This is a genomic window from Mesorhizobium sp. Mes31 (assembly GCF_024519675.1).
In the GTDB taxonomy this organism is placed as follows: Bacteria; Pseudomonadota; Alphaproteobacteria; order Rhizobiales; family Rhizobiaceae; genus Mesorhizobium.
In genome coordinates, this window is sequence record NZ_JALJRL010000005.1 from 148,882 (window position 1) to 174,000 (window position 25,119).

Below are 25,119 nucleotides of genomic sequence, written 5' to 3' on the forward strand. Positions count from 1 at the left end.
ATATTTCAAGACTATATGCCTTGACCATGATTCACTGTGGCACCGTTGTGATTGCCGTTGTTGTTCATCTCTTCAAGCCGGGCCTTTCGCTCCGCCAGCAGGCCGAGATACTGCATGGCCACCATCGAGCCGGCGATCGCCGTTATATCGGCGTGATCATAGGCCGGCGCAACCTCCACGACATCGGCGCCGACAATATCGACCTGGTTGAGCTGGCGCAGCGTCGACAGGATCTTCGCCGAGGACGGCCCGCCCGCAACCGGCGTGCCGGTGCCGGGCGCATAGGCCGGATCGAGGCAGTCGATGTCGAAGGTGAGATAGGTCTTCCTGCCGCCGGTGCGGTCGACGATGGCGTAGGCGATGTCGGACGCCCGCATCTCCTCGATCTCGTGGCCGTAGAGGATCTTGATGCCGAATGTATCAGGCGCATGGGTGCGAATGCCGATCTGGATCGAGCGGTCTGGATCGATGATGCCTTCATTGACGGCGCGGCCGACGAAGGATCCATGGTCGATCCGCTTGCCGTCGTCCGGCCAGGTATCCTGGTGGGCATCGAACTGCACCAAAGCGAGTGGACCGTGGATGGCGGCATGCGCCTTGAGCAGCGGCCAGGTCACGAAATGGTCGCCACCCAACGTCAACAGGAAGGCGCCTGACTTCAGGATCTTCGCCGCCTCGCGTTCGATCGTCCCCGGCGTCTTCTGGTGGTTGCCCGAGTCGAGCAGGCAATCGCCATAGTCGACCACCGCCAGATGCTCGAACAGATCGCGTGAGAACGGGTATTGCGGGTCGTTGTCGAGGATCGCCGAGGCGCGGCGAATCGCCTGCGGCCCGAAACGGGCTCCGGGCCGGTTGGTGACGGCGGCGTCGAACGGAATGCCCCATACCACCGCGTCCGCGCCCTTCACGTCCTTCGTGTATTTGCGCCGCATGAACGACAGCGCGCCGGAATAGGTCGGCTCGAGGGCGCCGCCCGTTTTGGAACGGGCGGTGAAGGCGTGGTCGATATTCTTGTTCGCCATTACGGATCCTCGTTTTTCATCGGGGTGCAACAACTACAGAACCGGCACGGAAGATGCCAGTCACAGCTTGGCGAGACGAAATGGCGCCGCTCGAGTGCCGCGGCAAGACAGGATTTGTATCATCATGACGCAGACGGCGTTCCTCAATCCTTCTCGCGTCATGATGTCGACCCACGCCGGCACGATCGCGGGCGAACGCTTCCTGGTTCTCGATTCGTGGCGCGGCATCTGCGCGCTTCTGGTGGCGCTGTTCCATTTCCCGACCGCTTCGATGGTTTCGCAAAGCGCCTTCATCGGTTCGTCCTACCTTTTCGTCGACTTCTTCTTCGTTCTCTCCGGTTTCGTCATCGCCAGCAGTTATGGCAATCGGCTGAATCAGCCGGAAGAGGTCGCGCGCTTCGCGCTGGTCCGTTTCGGCCGCATCTACCCGCTGCATCTCATCATGCTTGCCGCCTTTGCCGGTTTCGAGCTGCTGCGGCTGATGCTGCCGCAACTGCATGGCACCGGCGCCGCTCCTTTCACCGGTGGCTTCGATCTCAAGAGCCTGGTTGCCAATCTGCTGTTGCTGCAGGGTGTCGGTTTCGAGGATCAATTGACCTGGAATGCGCCTAGCTGGAGCATTTCGGCGGAGTTCTTTGCCTATCTCCTGTTTGCGGGCGTGGTCTTCGTCGCCGGCGCGCGCGCCTGGGTGTGGTTCGTCGCCGCCGCGGTCACCGCGCCGCTGTTCCTGCTCGGATTTTCCACCCGTCATATGGATGTGTCTTTCGATTTCGGCTTCATCCGCTGCCTGTACGGCTTCTCGCTGGGTGCCTTGCTGGCCTGGTTTCAGCATGATTCCATTGCAGGGGCACGACAGGCGCTCGCCAGGGGTGGCCCGCGCGTGGCATGGACCGTTGCCGAGATCGTCATGGTGGCGGTCATCGTGCTTTTTGTCTCGCTGGCGGGCGACAGTGATCTCGGCATCGCGGCACCCCTGGTGTTCGCGCTGGCGCTGTTTCTCTTCGCCCATGAGGGCGGCTGGGTCAGTGCCTTGCTCCGGACGCCGTTTATGCTGAGGCTCGGCGCGCTGTCCTACTCGATTTACATGGTCCATATCTTTGTCCAGTCGCGGCTGATCAACGTCGCCGGGCTCGTCGAGCGCAAGCTCGGGCTCGGCCTGATCGGCGACATCGTGCTGCGCGGCCAGCCCGCGATGGGCTTTGGCACCGGCTGGATGGGGTCCATGGCGATCATCGTCATGCTCGTCGCCACCATTGCCGTTTCCTGGATCACTTGGCGCTTTGTCGAAATGCCCGCCATGGCTTGGTTCCGCCGGCTTTCGAAACGCATCTGACGCTCGGCTCTCGCGAGCATGGTTCCGAAAAGTGGAACCGGTTTTCGGGAAAGACCATGCTCAAACAAGACATCCGCTAGCCGGCTTCGTTCACCTGGATGTCACGGGCATCGCCTATCCGGGTCTCGATCCGGCAAGGAGCGATTCTCGATGCGAACCGTCTGGCTGAGCCTTCTGCTTTCCACCGCGCTGATGGCGTCTGTTGGCGCGGCCGGCGCCGAAGAGAGCCGTGCCAGGCAGATTCTCGACCGCTTCGAGCACGCCAACCAGTGGCGCGACCATGTCATGGTGGCCGCGCATCGCGCCGGCAGCATGCAGGCCGGCAAGACGCTCTATGCGGAGAATTCGATCGCCGCCGTGGAAGGCTCGATCGCCATGGGCGCCGAAATCGTCGAGGTCGACATCAGGCGCTCGAAGGACGGCGAGTTCGTCGTCATGCACGACAGCTGGCTCGACCGCACCACGACCTGCAAGGGCGAGGTGGTCAAATACACGCTGGCCGAACTGAAGACCTGCCGGCTGGTGGTCGAGGGTACCGGCGCTGTCACCAATGAGACGGTTTCGACGCTGCGCGAGATGCTGACGACAACCAGGGACAGGATCCTCATAAACGTCGACAACAAGCTCGAGGTCGGTGACCTCTCAGGCATGATCGCCGTCGCCCGCGACCTCGGCATGGCTGAACAGGTCATCGTCAAGGAGAACCTGTGGAACCAAAGCAGGATCACCACAGTCAAGGCGGCCATGGATGCGATCGGCGGCGGCTTCCAGTTCATGCCGATCATCGCCGATGACGCGGTGCATGATGCCGGTTTTGCCGAGACCGTCGACCGCGCCTTCTCGCCGCGCGCGATTGAACTGATCAACTGGCGGGCGGGCGCCGAGAAACTGACCGAGACCGGCGGACCGCTGTTCAGCACCCGCATGCGCGCCGCCGCGGTGCGAGGCAACTGGCACATCTGGGCCGACACCTACGCCATCGTCAACAAGCCGGGCGGATTCCTCGCCGGCGGCCGCGGCGACGAACTGGCGGTCCGGGCCAGCCTGCCGCGCGAAAGCTGGGGTTTCTGGGCCGATCGCGGCGCCACCATCATCCAGACCGATGAGCCGAAGGCGGCAATCGACTGGTTGGCGGCAAATGGCTACCGGGTGCCTTATGCCGATGAGGCGCGGCCGGCTGAGCCCGCCAACACGGCGAGCATCAATTAGGCCGGATCGAAGCGCGACTGGGCGCGCAAGCTACCTTGGAAAGATAGCCAGCCGACCGTCAGGCGGCTACCGCCACGCCGTCCAGTTTCCTGAGCACATCGTCTGAAAGCTCGAGTTCGCCAGCGGCAAGGTTCTCCCGCAGATGCGCGACCGACGACGTGCCGGGGATCAGCAGGATGTTGGGCGAACGGTGAAGCAACCAGGCGAGCGCGACCTGCATGGCAGTGGCGCCGAGACGCGTCGCGACGTCCGACAAAGTGGAAGATTGCAGCGGGTTGAAGCCACCGAGCGGGAAGAACGGCACGTAGGCGATGCCGTCACGGGCAAGGTTGTCGATCAGGGCGTCGTCACCGCGATGCGCCAGATTGTATTGGTTCTGCACACAGACGATCTCGGTGATCCCGCGTCCTTCCGCGATCTGCGCTGACGTCACGTTGCTCAGCCCGATATGCCTGATCAGGCCCTGCCGCTGAAGCTCGGCCAGCACCGTGAGCGGCGCTTCGATCGACCCCTCGGCGGGACCATGGGTGTCGAACATGATGCGAAGGTTGACCACGTCCAGCGCCTCGACGCCGAGATTTTGCAGATTGTCGTGCACCGCCTGGGTCAGCGCTTCGGGAGAAAAGGCCGGCAGCCACGATCCATCCGTGCCGCGCCGGGCGCCGATCTTGGTGACGATGACGAGATCGTCCGGGTAAGGTGCCAGCGCTTCGCGGATCAGCATGTTGGTGACGTGCGGGCCATAGAAGTCGCTGGTGTCGATGTGGTCGACCCCTTGGACAACGGCCTCGCGCAGCACGGCCAGGGCCGCGTCATGGTCCCTGGGTGGACCGAACACACCGGGCCCGGCGAGTTGCATGGCACCATAGCCAAGACGCTTTACGGCGCGGCTGCCGAGGGTGAATGTTTCGGCCTGATCGATATTGGACATGAGTGGTCTCCTTTGAGGAGGCGAAGATAGGCGCTGCTCAATCTCGGGATAATCAGGTACAATCCACACAGGCTGTGCGGAATGGCGAACAATGATGGACCTCAGCGATCTGAACGCGTTCGTGGCGGTGGCGCGCGCCGGCGGTTTTCGCGATGGCGCGCGTGCGAGCGGCGGCAGCGCCTCCGGCTTGAGCGAGGCGGTGCGACGTCTCGAGGCACAGCTCGGCGTCAGGCTGTTCAACCGCACGACGCGCAGCGTTGTCCCGACCGAGGCGGGCCTCAGCCTGCTGGGGCGGCTCGGCCCGGCCCTGTCGGAGGTGGAAGCGGCGCTCGACGTGTTGAATGGCTTTCGCGACAGGCCGGCGGGATCGTTGCGTCTCAATGTGCCGGTCAGCGCCGCGCGACTGATATTGCCCGACATCGTTCCGGGCTTCCTCGCCGCGTATCCCGGCATCCGGCTGGAGGTGATCGCCGATGAGAACTTCGTCGACGTGCTGGCGGCCGGATGCGACGCCGGCATCCGCTACGACGAGCGGCTGGAACAGGACATGATCGCGGTGCCGATCGGCCCGCGCGTCCAGCATTTCGCCACTGCCGCCAGCCCCGCCTATCTCGATCGCCATGGGCGGCCTGAACACCCGAGCGAGCTGCTCGGCCACGCTTGCCTGCGCGGCCGCTTTGCCAGCGGTTCGATGTTGCCGTGGGAATTCGAGCGCGACGGCGAGGTGGTACGGGTCGATCCGACGGGGCCACTGATCGTGCGGATCGGTGGGGCGACCGATCTTGCCGTCCATGCGGCCATCGCCGGCACCGGCGTTATCGGGCTCTTCGAGGGCTGGCTTCGCCCTTACTTCGAAAACGGTGCCCTCGAGCCCGTACTCGAACCATGGTGGCAGAGTTTTCCCGGACCGTTCCTCTATTATCCCGGCCGGCGCCTCGTGCCGGCTCCGCTGCGTGCGTTCATCGACTTCATAAAAGCCGGTAGACCCTGAGATTTGTCGTCATTCGACGGGTGCGGCTGCTGTCTGGTGAGTTGCAAAAAGAAGGCCGCCCGGAGGCGGCCTTTCGATTGTCTGAGGTAGCGCTTAGCGCTTCGAGAACTGGAACGAGCGGCGGGCTTTCGCCTTGCCGTACTTCTTGTGCTCGACGACGCGGCTGTCGCGGGTCAGGAAGCCATCCCCCGGGCCGGCTGATGCCAATGCATCGGCGACGGCGCCCGCGGCCATGGGCGGCACGGTCGCGCTCGGCCACACCGAATGCGACGTGGTGCGCGGCATCGGCGCGCCCTTGAACGTCAGTCTCTCCAGTGACGGTGCCGGCCGGCGCGTCGCTGTGGTCGCCTGGACGACCGGCCCGCGTGCGGGCATCTACACGTTCACGTCCGGCCGCCTGTCCTCGATCGAGGGCATGCCGGAAGCGCCGGTTGCACCGAAGCCGGCCAAGCCGAAGGCGAAGAAGAAAGCGGCGACGTAAGGCGCCGCACGCATTAAGCGGCCTTTCGCCCCTTGATCGCCGTCGACCAGGCGTGAACCGTGATCGCTCCCCTGGCGCTTGCCGGCAGTCTGTCCTTTAGTCGGCGTTTCAGCTCCGCGCTCTCCGCATCCGACAGCTTCCCGACGATTCCGCTCGGGCTGCTCACGACCATGGATAGCCAATAATCGTCGAAGTCAGCGAAGGTGCGTTCGACGACAAGCTCGCGCGTCTCGACATCGCGGATGCCGAGCTCCGCCCAAAGCGCCTTCAGCGCCGCGAAGCGCGAGACCTCCGCGCTCGGCGGACGTGCGGCCGGTTTGCCCATCGCGTCCATCTCCTCCCACAAATGCTGCGTAGGGGTGCCGCCGCGCATGACGTCCCAGGTGTAGGACGCGACAATGCCGCCGGGCTTGGTGACGCGGAGCATTTCCGAGGCGCCCTTGCGCGGGTCGGGGACGAAGAACAGCACCAGCGCCATCACCGCGACGTCGAAGCGGTTGGCGTCGTAGGGAAGGGCCATCGCATCGCCAATCGACAGCTCGACCTGCTTTGCCGAGATTTTTTGCCGAGCAGTCGCAATCTGCGCATCGGAGGGATCGATCGCGCAAACGGACGAAGGGGCGGACTTCGCTAGAATGAGCTCAGTGAACGCGCCGTTGCCGGCACCGACATCAACCCAGGCCCGTCCGGACTCCGGCGCCAGCCAGTCGAGGAACAAAGCCCCGGCGGATCGGCTCCAGGGAGCCATGAAGCGCTCGTAAGCCGCGCCGTCGGTGAATTTGATCGGTTCGGGTGACGACATCTGAGATCTCCCCTAAAAATTACCTATCCAAATATCCTTTGGACCGAAAAGGCCGGTCCCTGTTTCGTAGCATGGTGCCGCGCCGCGCGCGACGGGCCGCGGCAAATCTGCCGAGCCTGACATTTTCCGGATGTGCAACACGGCTTGCATCTATCGAATGCCGCGCCCGGACGGTTACAGTGTTGTCATACGCCACAGCAGCGACAGGTAGGACGGCTGCTGTTCCTGCCGATCGGCATCGGTCTCGCCGTACCGCCATGACCACGGCGCTGTTGTCGTCCGTGCCGACGGCGATGTCGGGAACAGCTTCGGGCGTGCTCAATACAGTGCGCCAATCGGGTGGAGCGATCGGCGTCGCGCTGTTTGGCTCCGCTTTGGCGCTGGGCACGATCCAGGGCATGCAGATTGCTTTCCTCGCCTCCGCGCTCGTGGTGGCGTTCTCGGCAGTCTGCGCGTTCCTGTTCATCCGCGATGCGGACCATTCCGCGGGATAGGACGCCAAATGCAAAAAAGGCCGCCCGGAGGCGGCCTTTTCGATTGTCCAAACCTGCGGAGCGCTTAGCGCTTCGAGAACTTGGCCCCAAGCGCTCTTTAGCGCTTCGAGAACTGGAAGGAACGGCGGGCCTTCGCCTTGCCGTACTTCTTGCGCTCGACGACGCGGCTGTCGCGGGTCAGGAACCCACCCTTCTTGAGCACGGCGCGCAGCGTCGGCTCGTAGTAGGTCAGCGCCTTGGAGATGCCGTGACGCACCGCGCCGGCCTGGCCGGAGAGGCCGCCGCCGACAACGGTGGCGACGATATCGTACTGGCCCGAACGGTTGGCGGCGATGATCGGCTGGTTGAGGATCATCTGCAGGACCGGACGCGCGAAATAGGTTGCGAATTCCTTGTCGTTGACGACGATCTTGCCGGAACCCGGCTTCACCCAGACACGCGCGATGGCGTTCTTGCGCTTGCCGGTGGCATAGGCGCGGCCCGACTTGTCGAGCTTCTGGACATGGACGGGGGCCGCCGGCTGCGTGTTGGTGTTGCCGGTGGCGGCGCCCAGTTCTGCGAGCGAGGAAAGCTCAGCCATCTTATGCGACCTTCTTGTTCTTGGAATTCAGCTTGGCCACGTCGAGAACTTCGGGCTGCTGGGCGACATGCGGATGCTCGGCACCTGCATAGACGCGCAGGTTCTTCATCTGGCGACGGCCGAGCGGGCCGCGCGGAACCATGCGCTCGACGGCCTTCTCGACGACACGCTCGGGGAAACGACCCTCGAGCAGCTGGCGCGCGGTGCGCTCCTTGATGCCGCCGGGGTGGCCGGTGTGCCAGTAATAGACCTTGTCGGTGAACTTCTTGCCGGTGAACACCACCTTGTCGGCATTGATGACGATGACGTTGTCGCCGTCGTCGACATGCGGGGTGAAGGTCGGCTTGTGCTTGCCGCGAAGATGATTGGCGATGACAGTGGCGAGACGGCCGACGACGAGACCCTCGGCGTCGATCAGGATCCACTTCTTCACCACATCCGCAGGCTTCTGCGAAAAGGTTGTCATGGTTTTCTGCTTTCGGTTCGGACCTTCACGAGGAAGGCGTTTCTTGTTGCTTGGATTGGCGATGAGAGGCTGTCCGTCGCCAATAACAAAACGGCGGCCTTTGCGGGCCGCTGCTTCGTGAGGGCTTATAGGCGAGGGTAGTTGTTGCGTCAAGGCGCTTGAAAAGTCTGGCAGCAGGCAAAATACAGCAAAAACAATGGTTTGGACAAAAGGTATTATTTTACCACATCGCCATCTCGCTTCGGTGGGATCGAGTAGGTACCCGTTGCGTGCGCGATCGTATGTCCTTCCGGGCCGGCGACGATGTCGATGTCGAACACCATCAGGCTCTTTCCCAGCTTCACAATGCGGCAATGGCCGTCGATCGGTCCGGCCTCGGCCTTGCGGACGAAATTGATGTTGAGATTGGTGGTGACCGAGAGCGCATCCGGCCCGGCATGCGAAAGCACACAGACATAGCCGCCGATGTCGGCCAGCGTGAACAGTGACGGGCCGGACACCGTGCCGCCGGGACGCAGGTGCCGTTCGCCGGCATTGAGCCGCACAATGCAGCCGCCTGGGAACACGTCGATCGCCTCGTAATATCTGAACTGCTCGTTGAGCTGGGGGTAGACGGTTTCCATCAGCTCATTGACTTGCACCGCGGTCAGCACGGGTTTGAGATTGGTCTGGGCGGGCATGTCGGCCTCTCGTGTTGCACTAGCCTGTATGAGCGCAGCACGGCGTTTCTGGCAACAGCTCCGTCCCCTGGCGCAAGCGATGGAGTGTTGGATGAAACCCGATCCGATATTAGATACTCTGCCAGCCCGAGCGGAATCGAGGAGACCTTGTCCATGGCCGAAATCCTTGCCATCAAGCCTGCTGCCGTTGACGGTCCGGTCGCCGCACGGCTGGACAAGGGCGTGCTGCGGCTGACCCTTGCCAACCCACCCGCCAACGCCTTGTCGCTTTCCGTGATGGCGGCGCTGACGGCGGAACTCGATCGCGCCAGGACCGACAAGGCCGTTCGCGTCATCGTGCTGTCGGCGGCCGGCAAGGTGTTCTGCGCCGGCCACGATCTCAAGGAAATGACCGCACGGCGCGCCGACGCCGATCATGGCAGGGCCTTCTTCGAGGAGACGTTTGCGGCCTGCGCCGCCCTGATGCAGGCGATCGTGCGCCATCCCCTGCCAGTGATCGCCGAGGTCGACGGCCTGGCCACCGCCGCCGGGTTACAACTGGTCGCCAGTTGCGACCTGGCGATCGCCTCGCATGAGGCGACCTTCTGCACGCCCGGCGTCAACATCGGCCTGTTCTGCTCGACGCCGATGGTGGCGCTGTCGCGCAACGTCTCGCGCAAGCATGCGATGGAGATGCTGTTGACCGGCGAGACGATCGATGCGGCAACCGCCAAGGAGTTCGGACTGGTCAATCGCGTCGTGCCGCGTGAATATCTGAATCAGATTGTCACCAAATACGCGCAAACCATTGCTTCCAAATCGTCTTTGGTGGTGAAGACCGGCAAGGAAGCCTTTCACGCGCAGGCAGAGATGGGGCTGGCGGACGCCTATGCCTACACCGGCCGCGTCATGGTCGAGAACATGCTGGCGCGCGACGCGGAAGAAGGCATCGGCGCCTTTATCGGCAAGCGCAAGCCGGAGTGGACGGACGAGTAATCGTGGAACCGCGCATTTCCATCATAACGATCGCTACCGACGATCTCGACCGCGCGGTGCGCTTCTACGAGGCAATGGGCCTGACCCGTCATGCCGGCATCACCGACGGTGTCGCCTTCTTCCAGATGGGCGGCGCCATTCTCGGGCTGTTTCCACGCCATAGCGCCGAGAAGGATTCGGGCGTCACCTTCGCCAAGGCGCCGTCTGCTGTCTATCTCGCCTACAACACCCGCTCCGACGCCGAAGTCGATGAGGTGCTCGCCATGGCCGAGAAGGCCGGCGGCCGCATCGTCAAGCCGGCCGGCCGCGCCTTCTGGGGCGGCTGGTATGGCTATTTCGCCGATGCCGACGGGCATGTCTGGGAAGTGGCGCACAATCCGGCCTTTCCGATCGCCGAAGACGGCACGATTTCGCTGCCCGGTTGATGGCTGACGCGTGACCGCCAGCGACGATGATCTCAATTGGCACATCGAGCAGGCTTGCCGCGAAGGTTGGCCAGCCGCGGTTGAAACGGTCGCGGATGGCTGGCTTCTGAGACGATCGGGCGGACGCATTCGGCGCACCAATTCGGTCAACCCGCTTCGCGGCAAGCGCGGCGCGCCCGACAGGGTGCTTGCGGCCGCCGAGGCATTCTATGCCGGTCACGGCCAGACACCGCTGTTTCGCATACCCGACATTGCCGCCGAGATGGATGCGGTCCTTGACCGCCATGGGTACGACGTTGAAGGCGGTACGATTCATCTGTTCGCCGGCATTGAAGAGTTCAAGGTATCGCGGGACGTTGAGGTCGTCATTTCGGCGCTGCCAAGCAAAAAGTGGTTCGACGCGCGGTTCCGTATGGGTGCCTATGACGATACTGATCGCCGCATCTTTTGCGAGATGACCGGACTGATCGTCGGCGACCGGGCATTCGCGTCCTACGAACGCGACAGCGAAATTGCCGCCTTGGCCTATGGCGTTATCCGCAATGGGCTGCTTGTGGTGGAATCGGTTGAAACCGACGGCCGCTTCAGGCAGCAAGGCCTGGGTCGTAGAACGGTAGGCGGCTTGATCGATTGGGCGCGGCGGGCAGGTGCGTCGGCGGCATGCCTGCAGGTGGTTGCCGACAACACGCCGGCCCGCGCACTCTATGCCTCGCTCGGGTTCAATCGTGAACTCTACCGATATCACTACCGCAGGAAGCCGCATGAATCACGATAGCTACGACAACGCCTACATCGCCGGCATCCTCAATTCGGTGAAGACCATCGCCATGGTCGGCGCATCCGCCAACGATGTGCGACCAAGCTATTTCGTGCTGAAATACCTGCTGGCCAAGGGCTTTTCGGTGTTCCCGATCAATCCTGGCCAGGCCGGCAAGGAAATCCTCGGCCGGATGACCTATGCCAGGCTGGCCGATATTCCGGAACCGATCGACATGGTCGATGTCTTCCGCAATGCCGCGGCTCTGCCCGGTATCGTCGATGAGGTATTGCGGCTCGATCCCTTGCCGAAAGTGCTTTGGATGCAGCTTGGCGTGCGTAATGACGAAGCCGCCGCCCGCGCTGAAGCCGCAGGCATCAATGTGGTGATGAACCGCTGCCCCAAGATCGAATATGGCAAGCTGTCCGGCGAGATCGGCTGGACCGGCGTCAACTCCGGGGTGCTGTCATCGAAGAAGCCGCTGATGCGCTCGGGATTCCAGAGTTTCGGCGTGCGCCAGAAGTAGACGAAAAATTATTCCGGGAAGAATTAGGTTTTCTCGCGCGTTCACCGCGGATCGTCCACCGAAAGGTATTTTCTTCTTTGCATTCACGTACGGGCTTCGCCAAGAATGCCCGGCGATTTCAGAGTTTCAAAAAGGGAGGTTTTCGATGACCCGTACGCCCGGTTTCAACACGCTTGCCGTCCATGCGGGCGCCAAGCCCGACCCGGCCACCGGCGCGCGCGCCACGCCGATCTACCAGACGACCTCCTTCGTCTTCGACGATGCCGATCATGCCGCCTCGCTGTTCGGGCTGAAGGCCTTCGGCAACATCTACACCCGCATCATGAATCCGACGCAGGCGGTGCTGGAAGAGCGTCTTGCCGCGCTGGAGGGCGGAACGGCCGCGCTTGCGGTCGCGTCCGGCCACGCCGCGCAGGTGATCGTCTTCCACAATCTGATGCAGCCTGGCGACAATTTCGTCGCCGCCAACAAGCTCTATGGCGGTTCGATCAACCAGTTCGGCCACGCCTTCAAGAATTATGGCTGGGAAGTGCGCTGGGCCGACACCAACGACGTCTCGACCTTCGAAAGCCAGATCGACGACAGGACCAAGGCGATCTTCATCGAGAGCCTCGCCAATCCGGGCGGCACCTTCGTCGATATCGAGAAGATCGGTGACGTCGCGCGCAAGCATGGCCTGCCGCTGATCGTCGACAACACGCTGGCTTCGCCCTACCTGATCCGGCCGATCGAGCATGGCGCCGACATCGTCGTGCATTCGCTGACCAAGTTCATTGGCGGCCACGGCAATTCGATCGGCGGCGCCATCGTTGATGGCGGCACCTTCGACTGGTCGAAGTCGGGCAAGTACCCGATGCTGTCGGAACCGCGCCCCGAATATGGCGGTCTCGTCCTGCATGAAACCTTCGGCAACTTCGCTTTCGCCATTGCCGCGCGTGTGCTCGGCCTGCGCGATCTCGGCCCGGCGATCTCGCCGTTCAACGCCTTCCTCATCCTGACCGGCCTGGAAACCTTGCCGTTGCGCATGCAGCGTCACTGCGACAATGCGGTGACGGTCGCCGGCTGGCTATCCAATCACCCCAAGGTCGCCTGGGTGAACTATCCCGGCCTGCCCAGCGACAAGAACAACGCGCTGCAGAAGAAGTACTCGCCGCTAGGCGCCGGTGCCGTGTTCACCTTCGGCCTCAAGGGCGGCTACGAGGCTGGCGTCAAGTTCGTCGAGGCGCTCGAACTGTTCTCGCACCTCGCCAATGTCGGCGATACCAAGTCGCTGGTCATCCACCCGGCATCGACGACCCACCGCCAGCTTTCCGACGAGCAGAAGGTCAAGGCCGGTGCCGGCCCGGACACCGTGCGGCTTTCCATCGGCATCGAGGACGTCAACGACATCGTCGCCGACCTCGAACAGGCGCTTGCCAAGGTCTGATTGCCCATGGCCGCGTTTCTTTCCGTCGACACCAAAAGCGTCGAACCCGAATCTGGCGCGCCGGCGCCAGATCGGCTGATCTCCGGCGATCCCAAATTCCGCACCTGGAACGTCGAGGAGCGGGAAGGCGGCCTCTACGCCGGCATCTGGGAATCGACCCCTGGCAAATGGCGCATCGTCTATGACGAATGGGAATTCTGCCACATCCTTTCCGGCGTTTCGGTGATCGCGGAAGACGGTGGCGATGCCCGCACCGTCCGGGCCGGGGACAGTTTCGTGCTGAGACCCGGCTTCAGGGGCAGTTGGGAAGTGCTTGAAACGACACGCAAGGAATACGTGATCAAGCTTTGATCATTTCGCAGCACCCAGCCTCACAAAAGGCGATCGATATCGGCATCGGAAAATCCGTATCCGCTCATCAGTTCCCGGTGCCAGGGACTTCCCAACAATTCGCCCAGGCTTGAATCGATGCGTTGGCGCAGAGCCGTATTGTTTTTGGCCACGGCGAAGGCGCCGGCAGCCGGCTGTTTTTCGGTCGCCGGAACATCTATGACGGCAAGAGGTGCCTGCGGCCACCGGTCGAGATAGCCCCGGTGCGCCAGCGCAACACTGGCATAGGCATGCACCGTGCCGGCCGCGACGGCCTCCGCCGCGGCCGCTTGTGTGGCGAATATCCGTATCCGCTCCGGCGCAACGCCATTTTGCAGCGCCGTCTGATGTTGGATCTGACCGGATATCACGCCGATCACCGCCGTCCGATCCTCGGCCACCGACCGATAGCCGCGAAAGCCACGGGGATTGCCTTTGGCGACCAGCAATCCGTCCTGCAGCACCCAGATCGGCCGCGTGAAGTCGACAAGTTTCCTGCGCTCGTCCGAGATGAACAGGCCCGTGGTCATGTCCCAGCGGTTGCCAGCCAATCCGGGAAGCAGTTCGGCAAACTCCGTTTCGATCGGCAGGAAGGCGTCGAGCTTCAGCCCCTCGCACACCTTCCCGGCGAGCCCGGCATCGCAGCCGAAGAGCTTGCCGCCGGCATCCGTGAAGCAGAAGGGCGGCTCCTGCAAAAAGGCAAATCTCGTTGCCTCGCCCATGGTGTCCGGTCCCCGCAATCTTTGAACCAAGCTGCGTTGCCTATTTCGCCGGGAACTGGCTGAGGCAAGCTTCCGACGCCTGGTCGTGGAAGGTCAGAAGATCGGCGTCCTGCTCCTCGACGTCCGCGTCGGAGATATCGTTGCGATAATACTGCGTCAGCAGATCGAGTCCCGTTTGCGTGACCCCTTGCGTCGGCAGCTCGCGGGCGATGCAACCGCACAGACCAAGCGCTCGGTCTGGCGATCCGGTCTTGCGATTGGTCAGGATGAAATCCTGCGCTGGGCAGGCGTCCAGGAAGGCTTCGAAGTCGAGCTTTTGCTGCGGCTGGTCGCCGTGCTTGAAATAGGCCGGTTGCCACTGGCTTTTACCACTTACGACGCCGCAACCCGTTCCGACATCCTCAGCATCTTTGAGCAGGGCAAGCCATGCCTTTTCCTTTTCGCCATTCGGATAGGCGAAGTTTTCGCCCATCGAGGCCGTATAGGTGTCTAGGCTGGCCTGGCTGAAGCCGATTGCCTGAAACCGGTTGAACTGGCATTGGCACTCGCCGGCCACCTGTTCAGCTTCGCCCTCCTCGGGCTGCTCGCTCGATTTGGATTTCTGGCAAGCCGCCAGGAAGGCGACACCGTCGAGCGACGTGGCAGGGAACGTCGAGGAATCCGCATAATGATCGCCTGTCCAACTGGCCAGTATTTGGTCGAGTTGAAAGTCGAGGAAGCCGTTGCGCTTGAAGGCGCCGAAGCCGACCTTGGCGGGATCGGTAAGCCTTGCGCCCGGGATGTCGCCCAACACCTCGCGATAGCTGTCGCCTTCCAGCACGAAAACGAAAAGTCCGCATTTCACCCCGTCGCAAGCAGGGTCGGCGACATAGACGTAGAGTTCGGAAAACCCGTCGAGGTTGAAGTCGGCCTCATAGGCCCAGAACCGGTCGGCGGGCACGGCGGCACCGGTCTGGCGTTCAATCAGAAGGCTCGCCAGCTTCCTTGCCACGGCGTCGCTATTTTCTTGCGGGATGTTTTCCTGTTGTTGCTGAGCCCATGCGCTGGCAAGGCTCGCCAGTGCGATGCCCAAAGCCAGCGCGACCGCGCGTATCGAAATGCCCCTCATCTCGCAGTCCCAGGCCCGCGATCGTCAGAAGCCGACGGCGAGCGTTTCCAGCCCATGGAAGTGGTAAGTGTCGCGGAAGCGCGGCTGTTCGGCAAGATGGAGTCGCGGGTGCCGTCCGAACAAAGTTTTCAGCGACACCTGCAGTTCGAGCCGGGCGAGCGGCGCGCCGATGCAGAAATGGATGCCGGCGCCGAATGACACGTTCTTCTGGTCCGCACGATCCGGCCGGAAGGCGAGGGGTTCGGCGTAGGCGCGCGGGTCATGATTGGCCATGCCAAGCAGCAGGCCGATCGTCTGGCCCGGCTGCACGACGATGCCGGGCGCGATTTCGATCTCCTGATAGGCGTAGCGGGTAAACATGTGCAACGGCGCGTCGAAACGCAGGCATTCCTCTACCGTTGCCATGGTCGCTTCGGGCGAGATGAAGAAGCGGCGTGGGTCGCCACCTTGCGCGAGGATCGAACGGACGGCATTGCCGGTCTGATGCACCGTCGCTTCGTGGCCGGCATTGAGCAGCAGGATCGCCGAGGACACCAGCTCGTCCTCCGACAGCTTCTGGCCGTCCTGCTGCGCCGAGATCAGCAGCGACAGCAGGTCGTCGCCCGGGTTCTTGCGCCGCTCGGCGACATAGAAGCGCAGGAAATCGGTAAACTCGCCCGCGGCGCGGTTGGCCGTCTCCTCGGTCTCGCGCGTGCGGCCGTGCATGTACATCGCAACCATCCGATGCGACCAGTCGAGCAATTGAGGCCCCATCTCGACCGGTACGCCGAGCATCTCGGCAATGATGGTGATCGGCAAGGGGGCCGCGAAGGCAGGCAACAGGTCGACGGATTTGTCCGGTTGGAAACGGTCGATCAGCTCGTTGGCGAGGGCTTCGACACGTGGCCGCAGCCGTTCGATCTGACGCGAGACGAAGGCACGGTTGACCAGCGTTCTGAGCCGCGTGTGCACCGGCGGCTCCAGCTCCAGCATCGAGTTGGCTTCGATGCCGTCGAAGGCGCTCAGATGGCTGCGATCCTGGCCGATGCCGCGGCTGTCGGGAATGCCGGCCGGGTTCTGGCGGCCGAAGCGGCGGTCGCGCAACAGCCGGTTGACGTCGTCGAAGCCGCCAAAGCACCAGAAGCCGAATTCTTCCCAGAAGAATGCATCCGATGCGCCGTGCAGAAAGGCATAGGCCTCATACGGGTTCTGGAAGAAGGCCGGTTCGTGCGGGTCAAGCCGCAGATGGCGGGTGGCTGGATCAAAGGCCAAGTAGGATGGCGTCAATTTGGTCATGCCAGACCATTAGCGCGGCTTGCCAGCTTGGTGCCAGACCGTATGTTGGCGCCCGACACCCAATGAGTTGAGCCAGCCAATGCGGCTGCGGAAAGTCTGATCTGATGAATGTGATTGTGGTCGGTGCTGGGATCGCCGGGCTTTCGACGGCGTGGTCACTGGTCAAGGCCGGACACAGCGTCTCGATCGTCGAACAGGGGCCGATCCCCAATCCGCTGGCCGCGTCGGGCGACCATCACCGCATCATCCGCCGCGCCTACCGGGCCGGAACCGGCTATGGCCGGCTGATCACCGAAGCCTATCAGGCCTGGGACGAGATGTGGGCCGATCTCGGCGAAAGCCACCTCGATGCGCGCGGATTTGTCTGCATTTCGCGCGAACCGGGCGACGAGGCCGAGGAATACCGCGAGGGCCTGGAAGAGGGCAATTTTCCGTTCGAATTGCTGGAGCCGGACGCAGCCGTGAAACGCTGGCCATTTCTTGAAGCCGGCTCGTTCCGCTACGCTTATTTTTCGACCGAAGGCGGCGCGCTGCATTGCCGCAAGATCGCGTCTGGCCTGGCAAAATGGTTGCGCGCCAACGGCGCCAACGTCTACGAAAACAGCAAGGTCGTGGACGTTGATGCCGAAGCCGGCCGTATCGTGCTTGCCGGTGGCGAAACCATGCAGGCCGACCGCATCGTCGTCGCTGCCGGCGCCTGGGTGTTGAAACTGTTCCCGGAACTGGATGGCGAGCTGAAGACGTACCGAACCGCGCTCGCCTATGTCGAACCGCCGGCGGACCTCGAGGCCGCTTGGCAGGCCGCACCGGTGGTCCTCGATATCGGCGGCGCTGTCGACGGCTATGTGATCCCGCCCTCCGGCGGTGCCGGGATGAAATTCGGTTCGGGACTGCACCGGGTGCCGACCAGCGATGCCGACTGGAACCGTCAACCGGTGGCGGGCGAGGGCGAGGCGATCCGCAACCTGTTTTCGCCACCGATCGCCCGTATCGAGGAGTATCGGGTGACCGAGGTCGTCACTTGCGCCTACACCTTCACCGACGACGAGAAATTCATGGCGCACGAGAAGGGCAAATGCCTGATCGTCTCGGCTTGTTCGGGCCACGGTTATAAATTCGGGGCGGCGGTCGGCCGGCGGGTCGCGGCTTGCGTCGGCGACGGCGATCTCGCGGGTCTGAAGGCATGGCTGCGGGCAGAGGTGGCTTGAAGCGCAAGCCAGGTCGAAGGGCAGCGGCGGCTCAGCGATTGAGCTCTTCAGCGGCGGCAATGACTTCGGACACGATCGCCCGCACGTCCTCTGGGGTCGTTCGGTGATTGACGAAACACGCTCGCAGCGCGAACTGGCCGTTGATCGTAGCATTTGACAGGTACACCCGGCCACGCGCGATCACCCGGCGCAGGATCGCTTCGTTGCTCTTCGAGCGGTGGCGGAAACAGACCGCGCTCAGCGATACAGGGGCAAGCTGTTCCAGTTCTGGATACAATGCGATTGTCTGTGCCAACATTTGTGCATGGTGGAGATCGCGCGTGATGGCTTCGCGATAGGCACTGCGTCCGTGATACTGCAGCGACATCCAGAGTTTCAGCGCGCGGAAGCGTCGGGAGAGCTCGATCGACTCCTCGAAGAAGGCAAACGCTTCCGTGGGGTCTTCGCTCAGGATCCTGACATAATCGTCGCTGTGCGAGAAAGTCGTGCGCGCGACATCTGGATGACGATTGAGCAGGCAGCCGCAATCGAGTGGCTGATACAGCCATTTGTGCGCGTCGAGCGACAGTGAATCCGCCGAAGACAATCCCTGGAACTTTTCCGGCACCGCCAGGGCCGCCAGTCCTCCATAGGCACCGTCGACATGCATCCATAGTGCCTCCGTCCGGGCGATCTCGGCAATTTCGGGGAGGGGATCGATCGCGCCGGAGACGATGGTGCCGACGGTGGCCACGATGGCGATCGGTATGTTTCCAGCCTCGCGGTCGACGGAAATCGCCGCCCGGAGGGCATCCGGTCGCATCCGGAATTTGTCGTCGACAGGGATCAAGCGAAGGTTCTTTCTGCCGATGCCCAGCAGTGCGACAGCCTTGGGAATGGACATGTGCACCTGTTCGGAAGCATAGATCACGCAGGGCCGTGCACCTGTTTCGTTAGCTGGCTGCTTCGCTTCACGCGCCATCGCCAACGCCATGAGGTTGGCCGTCGAGCCACCGCCGCACAGGCTGCCAGTAAATCCGGCGCAGCCGACCGCCGCCGCCAACCATTCGACAACGGCGCGTTCGATCGACGTCGCCGCCGGAGCCGAGCGCCACGATGTCACATTCTGATTGAGCACCGCGGCCAGCAATTCTCCCAGCGCGCCGACCGGTTCGCCTGAGCCGACGACGTAACCGAAGAATCTGCCGGTGGCAGGTCGCACATGCTCTGAGATCGACTTGAAGTCCTGCAGGACTTCCCGGCCACGACCGTTCTCCAGCCAAGGACGCGAGAAGAGTTCGGTCGTATCCTTGCCGTTGGTCGAGGGGTACGCCCGACGCCCCTCGAGCGACGCCCAATAACTCTTGGCCAGCTCCAGGGCCTCGTCCGCGAGATCTGATAATTCTTGATTGGAAACTTCCAGGTCGCGCATGTCCTCAGCCCAACGGAAATCCGCTGCGGCGCAGGCTACGCCATGCCCGCTAATCCTGGCAATGCCTCGGAATATGCACACGCCGCCAGCCTGACGACCCTTCGCGGACCAGCACGCGCCGCGCGACGGTCTGGTAGGAGGCAGGAATATCGATGACACGCCTTTGTTCCGGCTGCACCAGCACTTCTTCGGCAATCCGGTCGTACTGCGCCGGGATGACGACGCGCCGCGTGCGCTCCGGCTGGATCACCACGGTCTCGGCGACCCGCCCGTAACGCGCCTTGTGCCAGATATTGCAAAGCACTCGGCGGCCGTGGATGACGCGCCATTCCCAGGAATAGCCGCCATCATCGACCTGGACCGTATGGTAGACGGTACGGGTGACGGCAGGCACGACCTCGTAGGTCACCTGTGCCGGAACGGTCATCACCACGCGCTCGCGGGTGCCGTAGATGGCGGGGACGTAGTCGACCTGCTGGCCGGGCGGGCTGACCATGACGTCTTCGTAGACCGTGTCGTAGATGGCCGGCGTGCGGACAGGTTCATAGCATTCGGCGGCGCGACCGCCGGCCGCCGTTTCGGAAATCGTGCCGAGCATGATCAGCCCGGCAATGGCGAAGCATGCGGTTTTCCCAGACATGACACTCCCCCTGTTTGAACTCTGCGCACAAGTTCAACGTTGAATTGTAGAGGAAGCCTTTTCGGAGAAAAGCGGTTTCCGCGCATTTCGTTAAGCGACGCGGTTAAGAAACTGCTACTGGATCACCAGTGTCGCCAGCAGGAGACGGCGCCAGCCGATAAATCCTGTCAGCGTAACCTTGATTCGACTTACCCAGATGGCTAGGACGGGGCGGCCTTGCACAAGGATGAGCCGGCATCCTATTTACGGAACAACGATCCAAAACCGATTCTGCCCGACTTGCCAGCACTCCTGGCGCCGGAATCCCACCGCGAGACAAGAGATAACTGATGAAGAACCCCGTCGAAACCTACATGAACCTCGTTCCGATGGTGGTCGAACAGACCAATCGCGGCGAGCGGGCCTACGACATTTTCTCCCGCCTCCTCAAGGAGCGCATCATTTTCATCACCGGTCCGGTCGAGGATGGCATGGCGACGCTGGTCTGCGCGCAGCTCTTGTTCCTCGAAGCCGAGAATCCGAAGAAGGAAATCAACCTCTATATCAATTCGCCGGGCGGCGTCGTCACCTCGGGCATGGCGATCTACGACACCATGCAGTTCATCAAGCCGGCGGTGTCGACGCTCTGCATCGGCCAGGCGGCCTCGATGGGCTCGCTGCTTCTGACCGCCGGCCACAAGGACATGCGCTTCGCCACGCCGAACGCCCGCATCATGGTTCACCAGCCTTCAGGCGGCTTCCAGGGCCAGGCCTCCGACATCGAGCGCCATGCCCAGGACATCATCAAGCTGAAGCGTCGCCTCAACGAGGTTTATGTCAAGCACACCGGCAAGAGCTACGAAGAGATCGAGAAGACGCTCGACCGCGACCATTTCATGACCGCCGACGAAGCCAAGGATTTCGGCCTCATCGACAAGGTCATTTCGTCGCGCGAGGCGGCTGAAGGAGCTGTGGCATAAGGGCTTGTTGGCAGTTGGATGGCACCATCACGCGCTTTTGGCGCGTCTTGCGGCATTTCGGCCACAATTGGCTGTTCCCTCGGCGGACAGGATTGCCTACGTTAAGGCTATGTTGAGTTTCGACGGCTTAGCTTCAGGCGGGGTTGTCGCGAATCATTGCCACGTTTTCTGATTTGTGTTTCGTACGGAATGCGTTGCGGGAGCCGGGATACTGGCGGCGGCGGATTCCCGCGATAGATAGAGTATGCGCCCTTTCAGCCAGACCATCGGCGGGCGGCCATGAAAGGACATGAAAATGAGCAAGGTCGGCAACAACAGCGGCGATTCCAAGAACACGCTTTATTGCTCGTTTTGCGGCAAAAGCCAGCACGAAGTGCGCAAGCTGATCGCCGGTCCGACGGTCTTCATCTGCGACGAGTGCGTCGAGCTCTGCATGGACATCATCCGCGAGGAGAACAAGACCTCGATGGTGAAGTCGCGCGAGGGTGTGCCGACACCGCAGGAGATCCTCAAGGTTCTCGACGACTATGTCATCGGCCAGCCCTACGCCAAGCGCGTGCTGTCGGTGGCGGTTCACAACCACTACAAGCGCCTCGCTCATGCCGGCAAGAACAACGATGTCGAACTGGCGAAGTCGAACATCCTGCTGATCGGCCCGACCGGTTGCGGCAAGACGCTGCTTGCGCAGACGCTGGCCCGCATCATCGACGTGCCGTTCACCATGGCTGACGCGACGACGCTGACCGAGGCCGGTTATGTCGGCGAGGATGTCGAAAACATCATCCTGAAGCTGTTGCAGTCGGCCGACTACAATGTCGAACGCGCCCAGCGCGGCATCGTCTACATCGACGAAATCGACAAGATTTCGCGCAAGTCCGACAATCCCTCGATCACCCGCGACGTGTCGGGCGAGGGCGTGCAGCAGGCGCTGTTGAAGATCATGGAAGGCACGGTCGCCTCCGTGCCGCCGCAGGGCGGCAGGAAGCATCCTCAGCAGGAGTTCCTGCAGGTCGACACCGCCAACATCCTGTTCATCTGCGGTGGCGCCTTCGCGGGCCTGGACAAGATCATTTCGGATCGCGGCAGAAAAACCTCGATTGGCTTCGGCGCCATCGTTGCTTCGCCCGAGGATCGCCGCACCGGCGATGTTTTCCGCCTGGTCGAGCCCGAGGATCTGCTGAAATTCGGTCTTATTCCTGAATTTGTCGGCCGTTTGCCGGTTCTGGCGACCCTTGAGGACCTTGACGAGCCGGCGCTGATCCAGATCCTGACCGAACCGAAGAATGCGCTGGTCAAGCAGTATCAGCGTCTGTTCGAGATGGAGAATGTCGACCTGACATTCCACGAGAACGCCTTGTCGGCGATCGCCAAGCGCGCCATCGAGCGCAAGACCGGCGCGCGTGGCCTGCGCTCGATCATGGAAGCGATCCTGCTCGACACGATGTTCGAACTTCCGGCGCTCGAAGGCGTGCGCGAAGTGGTGATTTCGGAAGAGGTGGTGACCGGCAGCGCCCGGCCGCTCTACATCTACTCCGAGCAGAAGGAAAAGAAGGGCAATGTCAGCGCCTGACATGAGCCTGCAGCGGAATTTTGAAACGGCGCCGCAAGGCGCCGTTTTGCTGTCGCGCAGGGTTTCGCGGCTGCGCGCGGTTTTGCCGTCGCAAATGTGTCACTTGCGGGCAAGTCGGAGGGGTGGATTTGTACCTGCCCCTTGATCTTTGTGGGTCGTGCATCCAACTAAACGGAGAAGGCCGAGGTGCCCGATTTCTGTGCTATAAAACTCCCGTCACAAACGGTGGTAGGCGGAACGATCCCCGGTCGTTAATATGAGATTCGCGGTTGGCCGATTGGCGATCGCGACATGAAAGGTTGGACAATGGCCAAAATATCCAAGGCTCCCAGCGACGGCGTCTTCGCGGTCCTCCCGTTGCGCGACATCGTGGTGTTCCCGCATATGATCGTTCCGCTCTTCGTCGGGCGTGAGAAGTCGATCAAGGCGCTGGAAGAGGTGATGGGTCAGGAAAAGCAGATCCTGCTTGCCACCCAGATGAATGCCGCCGACGACGATCCCGAGCCCGATGCCATCTTTGACATCGGCACGCTCGCCAATGTGCTGCAATTGCTGAAGCTGCCAGACGGCACCGTCAAGGTTCTGGTCGAGGGTGCCACGCGCGCGAAAATCGTCTCGTTCACCGACCGCCCCGACTTCCACGAGGCCCGTGCCACGGCGCTGGTCGAGCCGGAAGAGGAAGAGGTCGAGGTCGAGGCGCTGGCCCGTTCCGTCGTCACCGACTTCGAGAATTACGTCAAGCTGAACAAGAAGATCTCGCCTGAAGTGGTGGGTGCCGCCAGCCAGATCGACGACTATTCCAAGCTCGCCGACACGGTTGCCTCGCATCTCGCCATCAAGATCCCCGAGAAGCAGGAGATGCTGGCCACGCTCTCGGTCAAGGAGCGGCTGGAAAAGGCGATGGGCTTCATGGAAGCCGAAATCTCCGTCCTGCAGGTGGAGAAGCGCATCCGCTCGCGCGTCAAGCGCCAGATGGAGAAGACGCAGCGCGAGTACTACCTCAACGAGCAGATGAAGGCGATCCAGAAGGAGCTCGGCGAGGGCGAGGATGGCCGCGACGAGGCCGCCGAGATCGAGGCGCGCATCAAGAAGACCAAGCTCTCCAAGGAGGCCCGCGAAAAGGCGGAAGCCGAATTGAAGAAGCTGCGGACGATGTCGCCGATGTCGGCTGAATCGACCGTCGTGCGCAACTATCTCGACTGGATTCTGTCGATCCCGTGGGGCAAGAACTCCAAGGTCAAGCAGGACCTGGCCTTCGCGCAGAACGTGCTCGACACCGATCATTTCGGCCTCGACAAGGTTAAGGACCGCATTGTCGAGTACCTTGCCGTGCAAAGCCGCCAGAAGAAGCTGAAGGGGCCGATCCTGTGCCTCGTCGGCCCTCCCGGCGTCGGCAAGACCTCGCTCGGCAAGTCGATCGCCAAGGCGACGGGTCGCGAATTCATCCGCATGGCGCTGGGCGGCGTGCGTGACGAAGCCGAGATCCGCGGCCACCGGCGCACCTATATCGGCTCGATGCCCGGCAAGGTCATCCAGTCGATGAAGAAGGCGAAGAAGTCCAACCCGCTCTTCCTGCTCGACGAGATCGACAAGATGGGCCAGGATTTCCGTGGCGATCCGTCGTCGGCGCTGCTTGAGGTGCTCGATCCGGAACAGAACTCGACGTTCATGGACCATTATCTCGAGGTCGAATACGACCTGTCGAGCGTGATGTTCGTGACGACGGCGAATACGCTGAACATCCCTGCGCCCTTGATGGACCGCATGGAGATCATCCGTATCGCCGGCTACACCGAGGACGAGAAGATCGAAATCGCCAAGCGGCACCTGATGCCGAAGGTGGTCCGCGATCACGCGCTGCAACCGAAGGAATTCTCCGTCGGCGAGGACGCGATCCGCGCCATCATCCAGACCTACACCCGTGAAGCGGGCGTCAGAAGTCTGGAGCGCGAGCTGATGAAGCTCGGGCGCAAGGCGGTGACCGAGATCCTGAAGACGAAGAAGAAGACGGTCAACATCACGGCGGCGAACCTCGCCGATTACCTCGGTGTTCCACGCTTCCGCTTCGGTCAGGTCGAGGCTGACGATCAGGTCGGTGTCGTTACCGGGCTCGCCTGGACGGAAGTCGGCGGCGAATTGCTGACGGTCGAAGGCGTCATGATGCCCGGCAAGGGCCGCATGACGGTGACCGGCAACCTGCGCGACGTGATGAAGGAATCGATTTCGGCGGCGGCCTCTTATGTCCGCTCGCGCGCCATCGATTTCGGCATCGAACCGCCGCTGTTCGACAAGCGTGACATCCACGTCCACGTGCCGGAGGGTGCCACGCCCAAGGACGGACCGTCGGCTGGCGTTGCGATGGCGACAGCGATCGTCTCCGTGTTGACCGGCATTCCGGTCAAGGCCGATGTCGCCATGACCGGCGAGATCACGCTGCGCGGCAGGGTGCTGCCCATCGGCGGCCTCAAGGAGAAGCTGCTCGCCGCATTGCGCGGCGGCATCAAGAAGGTGCTGATCCCGGAAGACAACGCCAAGGATCTGGCGGAGATTCCGGACAACGTGAAAAACGGCATGGAAATCATTCCGGTCGCACGGGTCGGTGAGGTGTTGCGCCATGCGCTGGTGCGTATGCCGGAGCCGATCGAATGGGTCGAGCCCGTCAATCCGCCGGCCGCAACGGACAGCGCCGATGATGCCAGCAAGACGCTTGCGCATTAGTAAAAGCTAAAGTTGCAGCGCACAAACAGAGAGCCGGGCTT

25 protein-coding genes and 2 pseudogenes are annotated in these 25,119 nt (G+C 62.4%); 15 read left to right on the plus strand and 12 right to left on the minus strand.

All coding sequences use genetic code 11. The features are described 5' to 3' along the window. Positions 1-11: 11 nt before the first annotated feature. On the minus strand, positions 12-1,022 hold the full coding sequence (gene speB / locus NR193_RS10690; RefSeq protein ID WP_256750818.1) for an agmatinase: 1,011 nt from the start codon (positions 1,020-1,022) through the stop codon (positions 12-14). A gap of 124 nt (positions 1,023-1,146) precedes the next feature. Here speB and NR193_RS10695 point away from each other — a divergent pair, with 124 nt between their 5' ends. After that, complete coding sequence (locus NR193_RS10695; RefSeq protein WP_256750819.1) at positions 1,147-2,355, plus strand: acyltransferase; 1,209 nt, start codon at positions 1,147-1,149, stop codon at positions 2,353-2,355. 150 nt (positions 2,356-2,505) lie between these two features. Further along, positions 2,506-3,564 (plus strand): glycerophosphodiester phosphodiesterase family protein, encoded by a 1,059-nt coding sequence (locus NR193_RS10700; RefSeq protein WP_256750820.1) that lies wholly within the window; start codon positions 2,506-2,508, stop codon positions 3,562-3,564. A 58-nt stretch (positions 3,565-3,622) separates the two neighbouring features. On the opposite strand, the gene NR193_RS10705 is transcribed toward NR193_RS10700, so the two are convergent. Further along, positions 3,623-4,495: an aldo/keto reductase family oxidoreductase gene (locus NR193_RS10705; RefSeq protein WP_256750821.1), complete on the minus strand. Its 873-nt coding sequence runs from the start codon at positions 4,493-4,495 to the stop codon at positions 3,623-3,625. A 91-nt stretch (positions 4,496-4,586) separates the two neighbouring features. On the opposite strand from NR193_RS10705, the gene NR193_RS10710 reads away from it, so the two are divergent. Next, entirely contained in the window at positions 4,587-5,486 is a 900-nt protein-coding gene (locus NR193_RS10710) for a LysR family transcriptional regulator (protein ID WP_256750822.1), read from the plus strand. A 93-nt stretch (positions 5,487-5,579) separates the two neighbouring features. On the opposite strand, the pseudogene rpsI (NR193_RS10715) reads toward NR193_RS10710, so the two are convergent. Further along, positions 5,580-5,669: pseudogene (gene rpsI, locus NR193_RS10715) on the minus strand (30S ribosomal protein S9); the annotation flags it as partial. Between rpsI (NR193_RS10715) and NR193_RS10720 the strand changes: the two are divergent. Further along, positions 5,668-5,967: pseudogene (locus NR193_RS10720) on the plus strand (hypothetical protein); the annotation flags it as partial. The pseudogenes rpsI (NR193_RS10715) and NR193_RS10720 sit on opposite strands and share 2 nt — an antisense overlap. Before the next feature lie 13 nt (positions 5,968-5,980). On the opposite strand, the gene NR193_RS10725 reads toward NR193_RS10720, so the two are convergent. Continuing rightward, a complete protein-coding gene (locus NR193_RS10725; RefSeq protein WP_256750823.1) occupies positions 5,981-6,715 on the minus strand; it encodes a class I SAM-dependent methyltransferase in 735 nt (244 codons plus the stop codon). Positions 6,716-7,026: 311 nt separating this feature from the next. Here NR193_RS10725 and NR193_RS10730 point away from each other — a divergent pair, with 311 nt between their 5' ends. Beyond that, a complete protein-coding gene (locus NR193_RS10730) occupies positions 7,027-7,263 on the plus strand; it encodes a hypothetical protein (protein ID WP_256750824.1) in 237 nt (78 codons plus the stop codon). Positions 7,264-7,360: 97 nt separating this feature from the next. On the opposite strand, the gene rpsI (NR193_RS10735) is transcribed toward NR193_RS10730, so the two are convergent. The 3 genes from rpsI (NR193_RS10735) to NR193_RS10745 form a co-directional block, all read right to left on the minus strand. After that, positions 7,361-7,843, minus strand: coding sequence for a 30S ribosomal protein S9 (gene rpsI, locus NR193_RS10735; protein ID WP_091578186.1), 483 nt, complete (start codon positions 7,841-7,843; stop codon positions 7,361-7,363). 1 nt (position 7,844) lies between these two features. Continuing rightward, positions 7,845-8,309, minus strand: coding sequence for a 50S ribosomal protein L13 (gene rplM / locus NR193_RS10740; protein WP_010915638.1), 465 nt, complete (start codon positions 8,307-8,309; stop codon positions 7,845-7,847). Between the two features lie 215 nt (positions 8,310-8,524). Beyond that, positions 8,525-8,989, minus strand: coding sequence for a PaaI family thioesterase (locus tag NR193_RS10745; protein ID WP_256750825.1), 465 nt, complete (start codon positions 8,987-8,989; stop codon positions 8,525-8,527). 153 nt (positions 8,990-9,142) lie between these two features. On the opposite strand from NR193_RS10745, the gene NR193_RS10750 reads away from it, so the two are divergent. The 6 genes from NR193_RS10750 to NR193_RS10775 all read left to right on the plus strand — a co-directional run bounded on the left by NR193_RS10750 (position 9,143) and on the right by NR193_RS10775 (position 13,449). Next, positions 9,143-9,964 (plus strand): enoyl-CoA hydratase, encoded by an 822-nt coding sequence (locus NR193_RS10750; RefSeq protein WP_256750826.1) that lies wholly within the window; start codon positions 9,143-9,145, stop codon positions 9,962-9,964. A 2-nt stretch (positions 9,965-9,966) separates the two neighbouring features. Beyond that, on the plus strand, positions 9,967-10,389 hold the full coding sequence (locus tag NR193_RS10755) for a VOC family protein (protein WP_256750827.1): 423 nt from the start codon (positions 9,967-9,969) through the stop codon (positions 10,387-10,389). Between the two features lie 10 nt (positions 10,390-10,399). Next, positions 10,400-11,164 (plus strand): GNAT family N-acetyltransferase, encoded by a 765-nt coding sequence (locus tag NR193_RS33565; protein ID WP_256750828.1) that lies wholly within the window; start codon positions 10,400-10,402, stop codon positions 11,162-11,164. After that, positions 11,151-11,672 carry a CoA-binding protein gene (locus tag NR193_RS10765; protein WP_256750829.1) on the plus strand — a complete coding sequence of 174 codons (522 nt, stop codon included), beginning with the start codon at positions 11,151-11,153 and terminating at the stop codon, positions 11,670-11,672. Before NR193_RS33565 ends, NR193_RS10765 begins: the two co-directional genes overlap by 14 nt. 145 nt (positions 11,673-11,817) lie before the next feature. Next, entirely contained in the window at positions 11,818-13,098 is a 1,281-nt protein-coding gene (locus tag NR193_RS10770) for an O-acetylhomoserine aminocarboxypropyltransferase (RefSeq protein WP_256750830.1), read from the plus strand. Positions 13,099-13,104: 6 nt separating this feature from the next. After that, positions 13,105-13,449, plus strand: a complete 345-nt coding sequence (locus NR193_RS10775; RefSeq protein ID WP_256750831.1) for a cupin domain-containing protein — start codon at positions 13,105-13,107, stop codon at positions 13,447-13,449. 20 nt (positions 13,450-13,469) lie between these two features. On the opposite strand, the gene NR193_RS10780 is transcribed toward NR193_RS10775, so the two are convergent. Genes NR193_RS10780 through NR193_RS10790 form a run of 3 tightly spaced genes read right to left on the minus strand, consistent with a single transcriptional unit; the run spans position 13,470 to position 16,572 of the window. Then, positions 13,470-14,189: a transporter substrate-binding domain-containing protein gene (locus NR193_RS10780; RefSeq protein WP_256750832.1), complete on the minus strand. Its 720-nt coding sequence runs from the start codon at positions 14,187-14,189 to the stop codon at positions 13,470-13,472. A 40-nt stretch (positions 14,190-14,229) separates the two neighbouring features. Further along, positions 14,230-15,297, minus strand: coding sequence for a hypothetical protein (locus NR193_RS10785; protein WP_256750833.1), 1,068 nt, complete (start codon positions 15,295-15,297; stop codon positions 14,230-14,232). A 24-nt stretch (positions 15,298-15,321) separates the two neighbouring features. Further along, the gene (locus tag NR193_RS10790; RefSeq protein ID WP_256750834.1) at positions 15,322-16,572 is read right to left on the minus strand and encodes a cytochrome P450; all 1,251 of its coding nucleotides are present in this window, start codon (positions 16,570-16,572) and stop codon (positions 15,322-15,324) included. A gap of 104 nt (positions 16,573-16,676) precedes the next feature. Between NR193_RS10790 and NR193_RS10795 the strand changes: the two genes are divergently transcribed. Beyond that, the gene (locus NR193_RS10795) at positions 16,677-17,780 is read left to right on the plus strand and encodes an FAD-binding oxidoreductase (RefSeq protein WP_256750835.1); all 1,104 of its coding nucleotides are present in this window, start codon (positions 16,677-16,679) and stop codon (positions 17,778-17,780) included. A 31-nt stretch (positions 17,781-17,811) separates the two neighbouring features. Here the strand turns inward: NR193_RS10795 and NR193_RS10800 are convergent, their stop codons facing one another. Both NR193_RS10800 and NR193_RS10805 read right to left on the minus strand, forming a co-directional pair. Beyond that, positions 17,812-19,191 (minus strand): pyridoxal-dependent decarboxylase, encoded by a 1,380-nt coding sequence (locus NR193_RS10800; RefSeq protein ID WP_256750836.1) that lies wholly within the window; start codon positions 19,189-19,191, stop codon positions 17,812-17,814. 49 nt (positions 19,192-19,240) lie between these two features. Further along, positions 19,241-19,831: a hypothetical protein gene (locus tag NR193_RS10805; RefSeq protein WP_256750837.1), complete on the minus strand. Its 591-nt coding sequence runs from the start codon at positions 19,829-19,831 to the stop codon at positions 19,241-19,243. A 329-nt stretch (positions 19,832-20,160) separates the two neighbouring features. Between NR193_RS10805 and clpP the strand changes: the two genes are divergently transcribed. The 3 genes from clpP (at position 20,161) to lon (ending at position 25,078) form a co-directional block, all read left to right on the plus strand. After that, positions 20,161-20,790, plus strand: a complete 630-nt coding sequence (clpP, locus tag NR193_RS10810; RefSeq protein WP_256750838.1) for an ATP-dependent Clp endopeptidase proteolytic subunit ClpP — start codon at positions 20,161-20,163, stop codon at positions 20,788-20,790. Between the two features lie 295 nt (positions 20,791-21,085). Then, positions 21,086-22,360 carry an ATP-dependent Clp protease ATP-binding subunit ClpX gene (clpX, locus tag NR193_RS10815; protein ID WP_023759839.1) on the plus strand — a complete coding sequence of 425 codons (1,275 nt, stop codon included), beginning with the start codon at positions 21,086-21,088 and terminating at the stop codon, positions 22,358-22,360. 306 nt (positions 22,361-22,666) lie between these two features. Then, entirely contained in the window at positions 22,667-25,078 is a 2,412-nt protein-coding gene (lon, locus tag NR193_RS10820; protein WP_256750839.1) for an endopeptidase La, read from the plus strand. The last annotated feature ends 41 nt before the right edge of the window (positions 25,079-25,119 follow it).

Bases quoted from the DNA above. Each gene is read 5' to 3' on its own strand.
- clpP (WP_256750838.1), top strand. From the start codon at position 20,161: ATGAAGAACCCCGTCGAAACCTACATGAACCTCGTTCCGATGGTGGTC.
- rplM (WP_010915638.1), bottom strand. From the start codon at position 8,309: ATGACAACCTTTTCGCAGAAGCCTGCGGATGTGGTGAAGAAGTGGATC.
- NR193_RS10745 (WP_256750825.1), bottom strand. From the start codon at position 8,989: ATGCCCGCCCAGACCAATCTCAAACCCGTGCTGACCGCGGTGCAAGTC.
- NR193_RS10700 (WP_256750820.1), top strand. From the start codon at position 2,506: ATGCGAACCGTCTGGCTGAGCCTTCTGCTTTCCACCGCGCTGATGGCG.
- NR193_RS10785 (WP_256750833.1), bottom strand. From the start codon at position 15,297: ATGAGGGGCATTTCGATACGCGCGGTCGCGCTGGCTTTGGGCATCGCA.
- NR193_RS10775 (WP_256750831.1), top strand. From the start codon at position 13,105: ATGGCCGCGTTTCTTTCCGTCGACACCAAAAGCGTCGAACCCGAATCT.
- NR193_RS10705 (WP_256750821.1), bottom strand. From the start codon at position 4,495: ATGTCCAATATCGATCAGGCCGAAACATTCACCCTCGGCAGCCGCGCC.
- NR193_RS10765 (WP_256750829.1), top strand. From the start codon at position 11,151: ATGAATCACGATAGCTACGACAACGCCTACATCGCCGGCATCCTCAAT.
- NR193_RS10795 (WP_256750835.1), top strand. From the start codon at position 16,677: ATGAATGTGATTGTGGTCGGTGCTGGGATCGCCGGGCTTTCGACGGCG.
- NR193_RS10790 (WP_256750834.1), bottom strand. From the start codon at position 16,572: ATGACCAAATTGACGCCATCCTACTTGGCCTTTGATCCAGCCACCCGC.
- clpX (WP_023759839.1), top strand. From the start codon at position 21,086: ATGAGCAAGGTCGGCAACAACAGCGGCGATTCCAAGAACACGCTTTAT.
- NR193_RS10695 (WP_256750819.1), top strand. From the start codon at position 1,147: ATGACGCAGACGGCGTTCCTCAATCCTTCTCGCGTCATGATGTCGACC.
- NR193_RS10805 (WP_256750837.1), bottom strand. From the start codon at position 19,831: ATGTCTGGGAAAACCGCATGCTTCGCCATTGCCGGGCTGATCATGCTC.
- NR193_RS10730 (WP_256750824.1), top strand. From the start codon at position 7,027: ATGACCACGGCGCTGTTGTCGTCCGTGCCGACGGCGATGTCGGGAACA.
- NR193_RS10750 (WP_256750826.1), top strand. From the start codon at position 9,143: ATGGCCGAAATCCTTGCCATCAAGCCTGCTGCCGTTGACGGTCCGGTC.
- NR193_RS10780 (WP_256750832.1), bottom strand. From the start codon at position 14,189: ATGGGCGAGGCAACGAGATTTGCCTTTTTGCAGGAGCCGCCCTTCTGC.
- lon (WP_256750839.1), top strand. From the start codon at position 22,667: ATGGCCAAAATATCCAAGGCTCCCAGCGACGGCGTCTTCGCGGTCCTC.
- rpsI (WP_091578186.1), bottom strand. From the start codon at position 7,843: ATGGCTGAGCTTTCCTCGCTCGCAGAACTGGGCGCCGCCACCGGCAAC.
- speB (WP_256750818.1), bottom strand. From the start codon at position 1,022: ATGGCGAACAAGAATATCGACCACGCCTTCACCGCCCGTTCCAAAACG.
- NR193_RS10710 (WP_256750822.1), top strand. From the start codon at position 4,587: ATGATGGACCTCAGCGATCTGAACGCGTTCGTGGCGGTGGCGCGCGCC.
- NR193_RS10770 (WP_256750830.1), top strand. From the start codon at position 11,818: ATGACCCGTACGCCCGGTTTCAACACGCTTGCCGTCCATGCGGGCGCC.
- NR193_RS10800 (WP_256750836.1), bottom strand. From the start codon at position 19,191: ATGCGCGACCTGGAAGTTTCCAATCAAGAATTATCAGATCTCGCGGAC.
- NR193_RS10725 (WP_256750823.1), bottom strand. From the start codon at position 6,715: ATGGCTCCCTGGAGCCGATCCGCCGGGGCTTTGTTCCTCGACTGGCTG.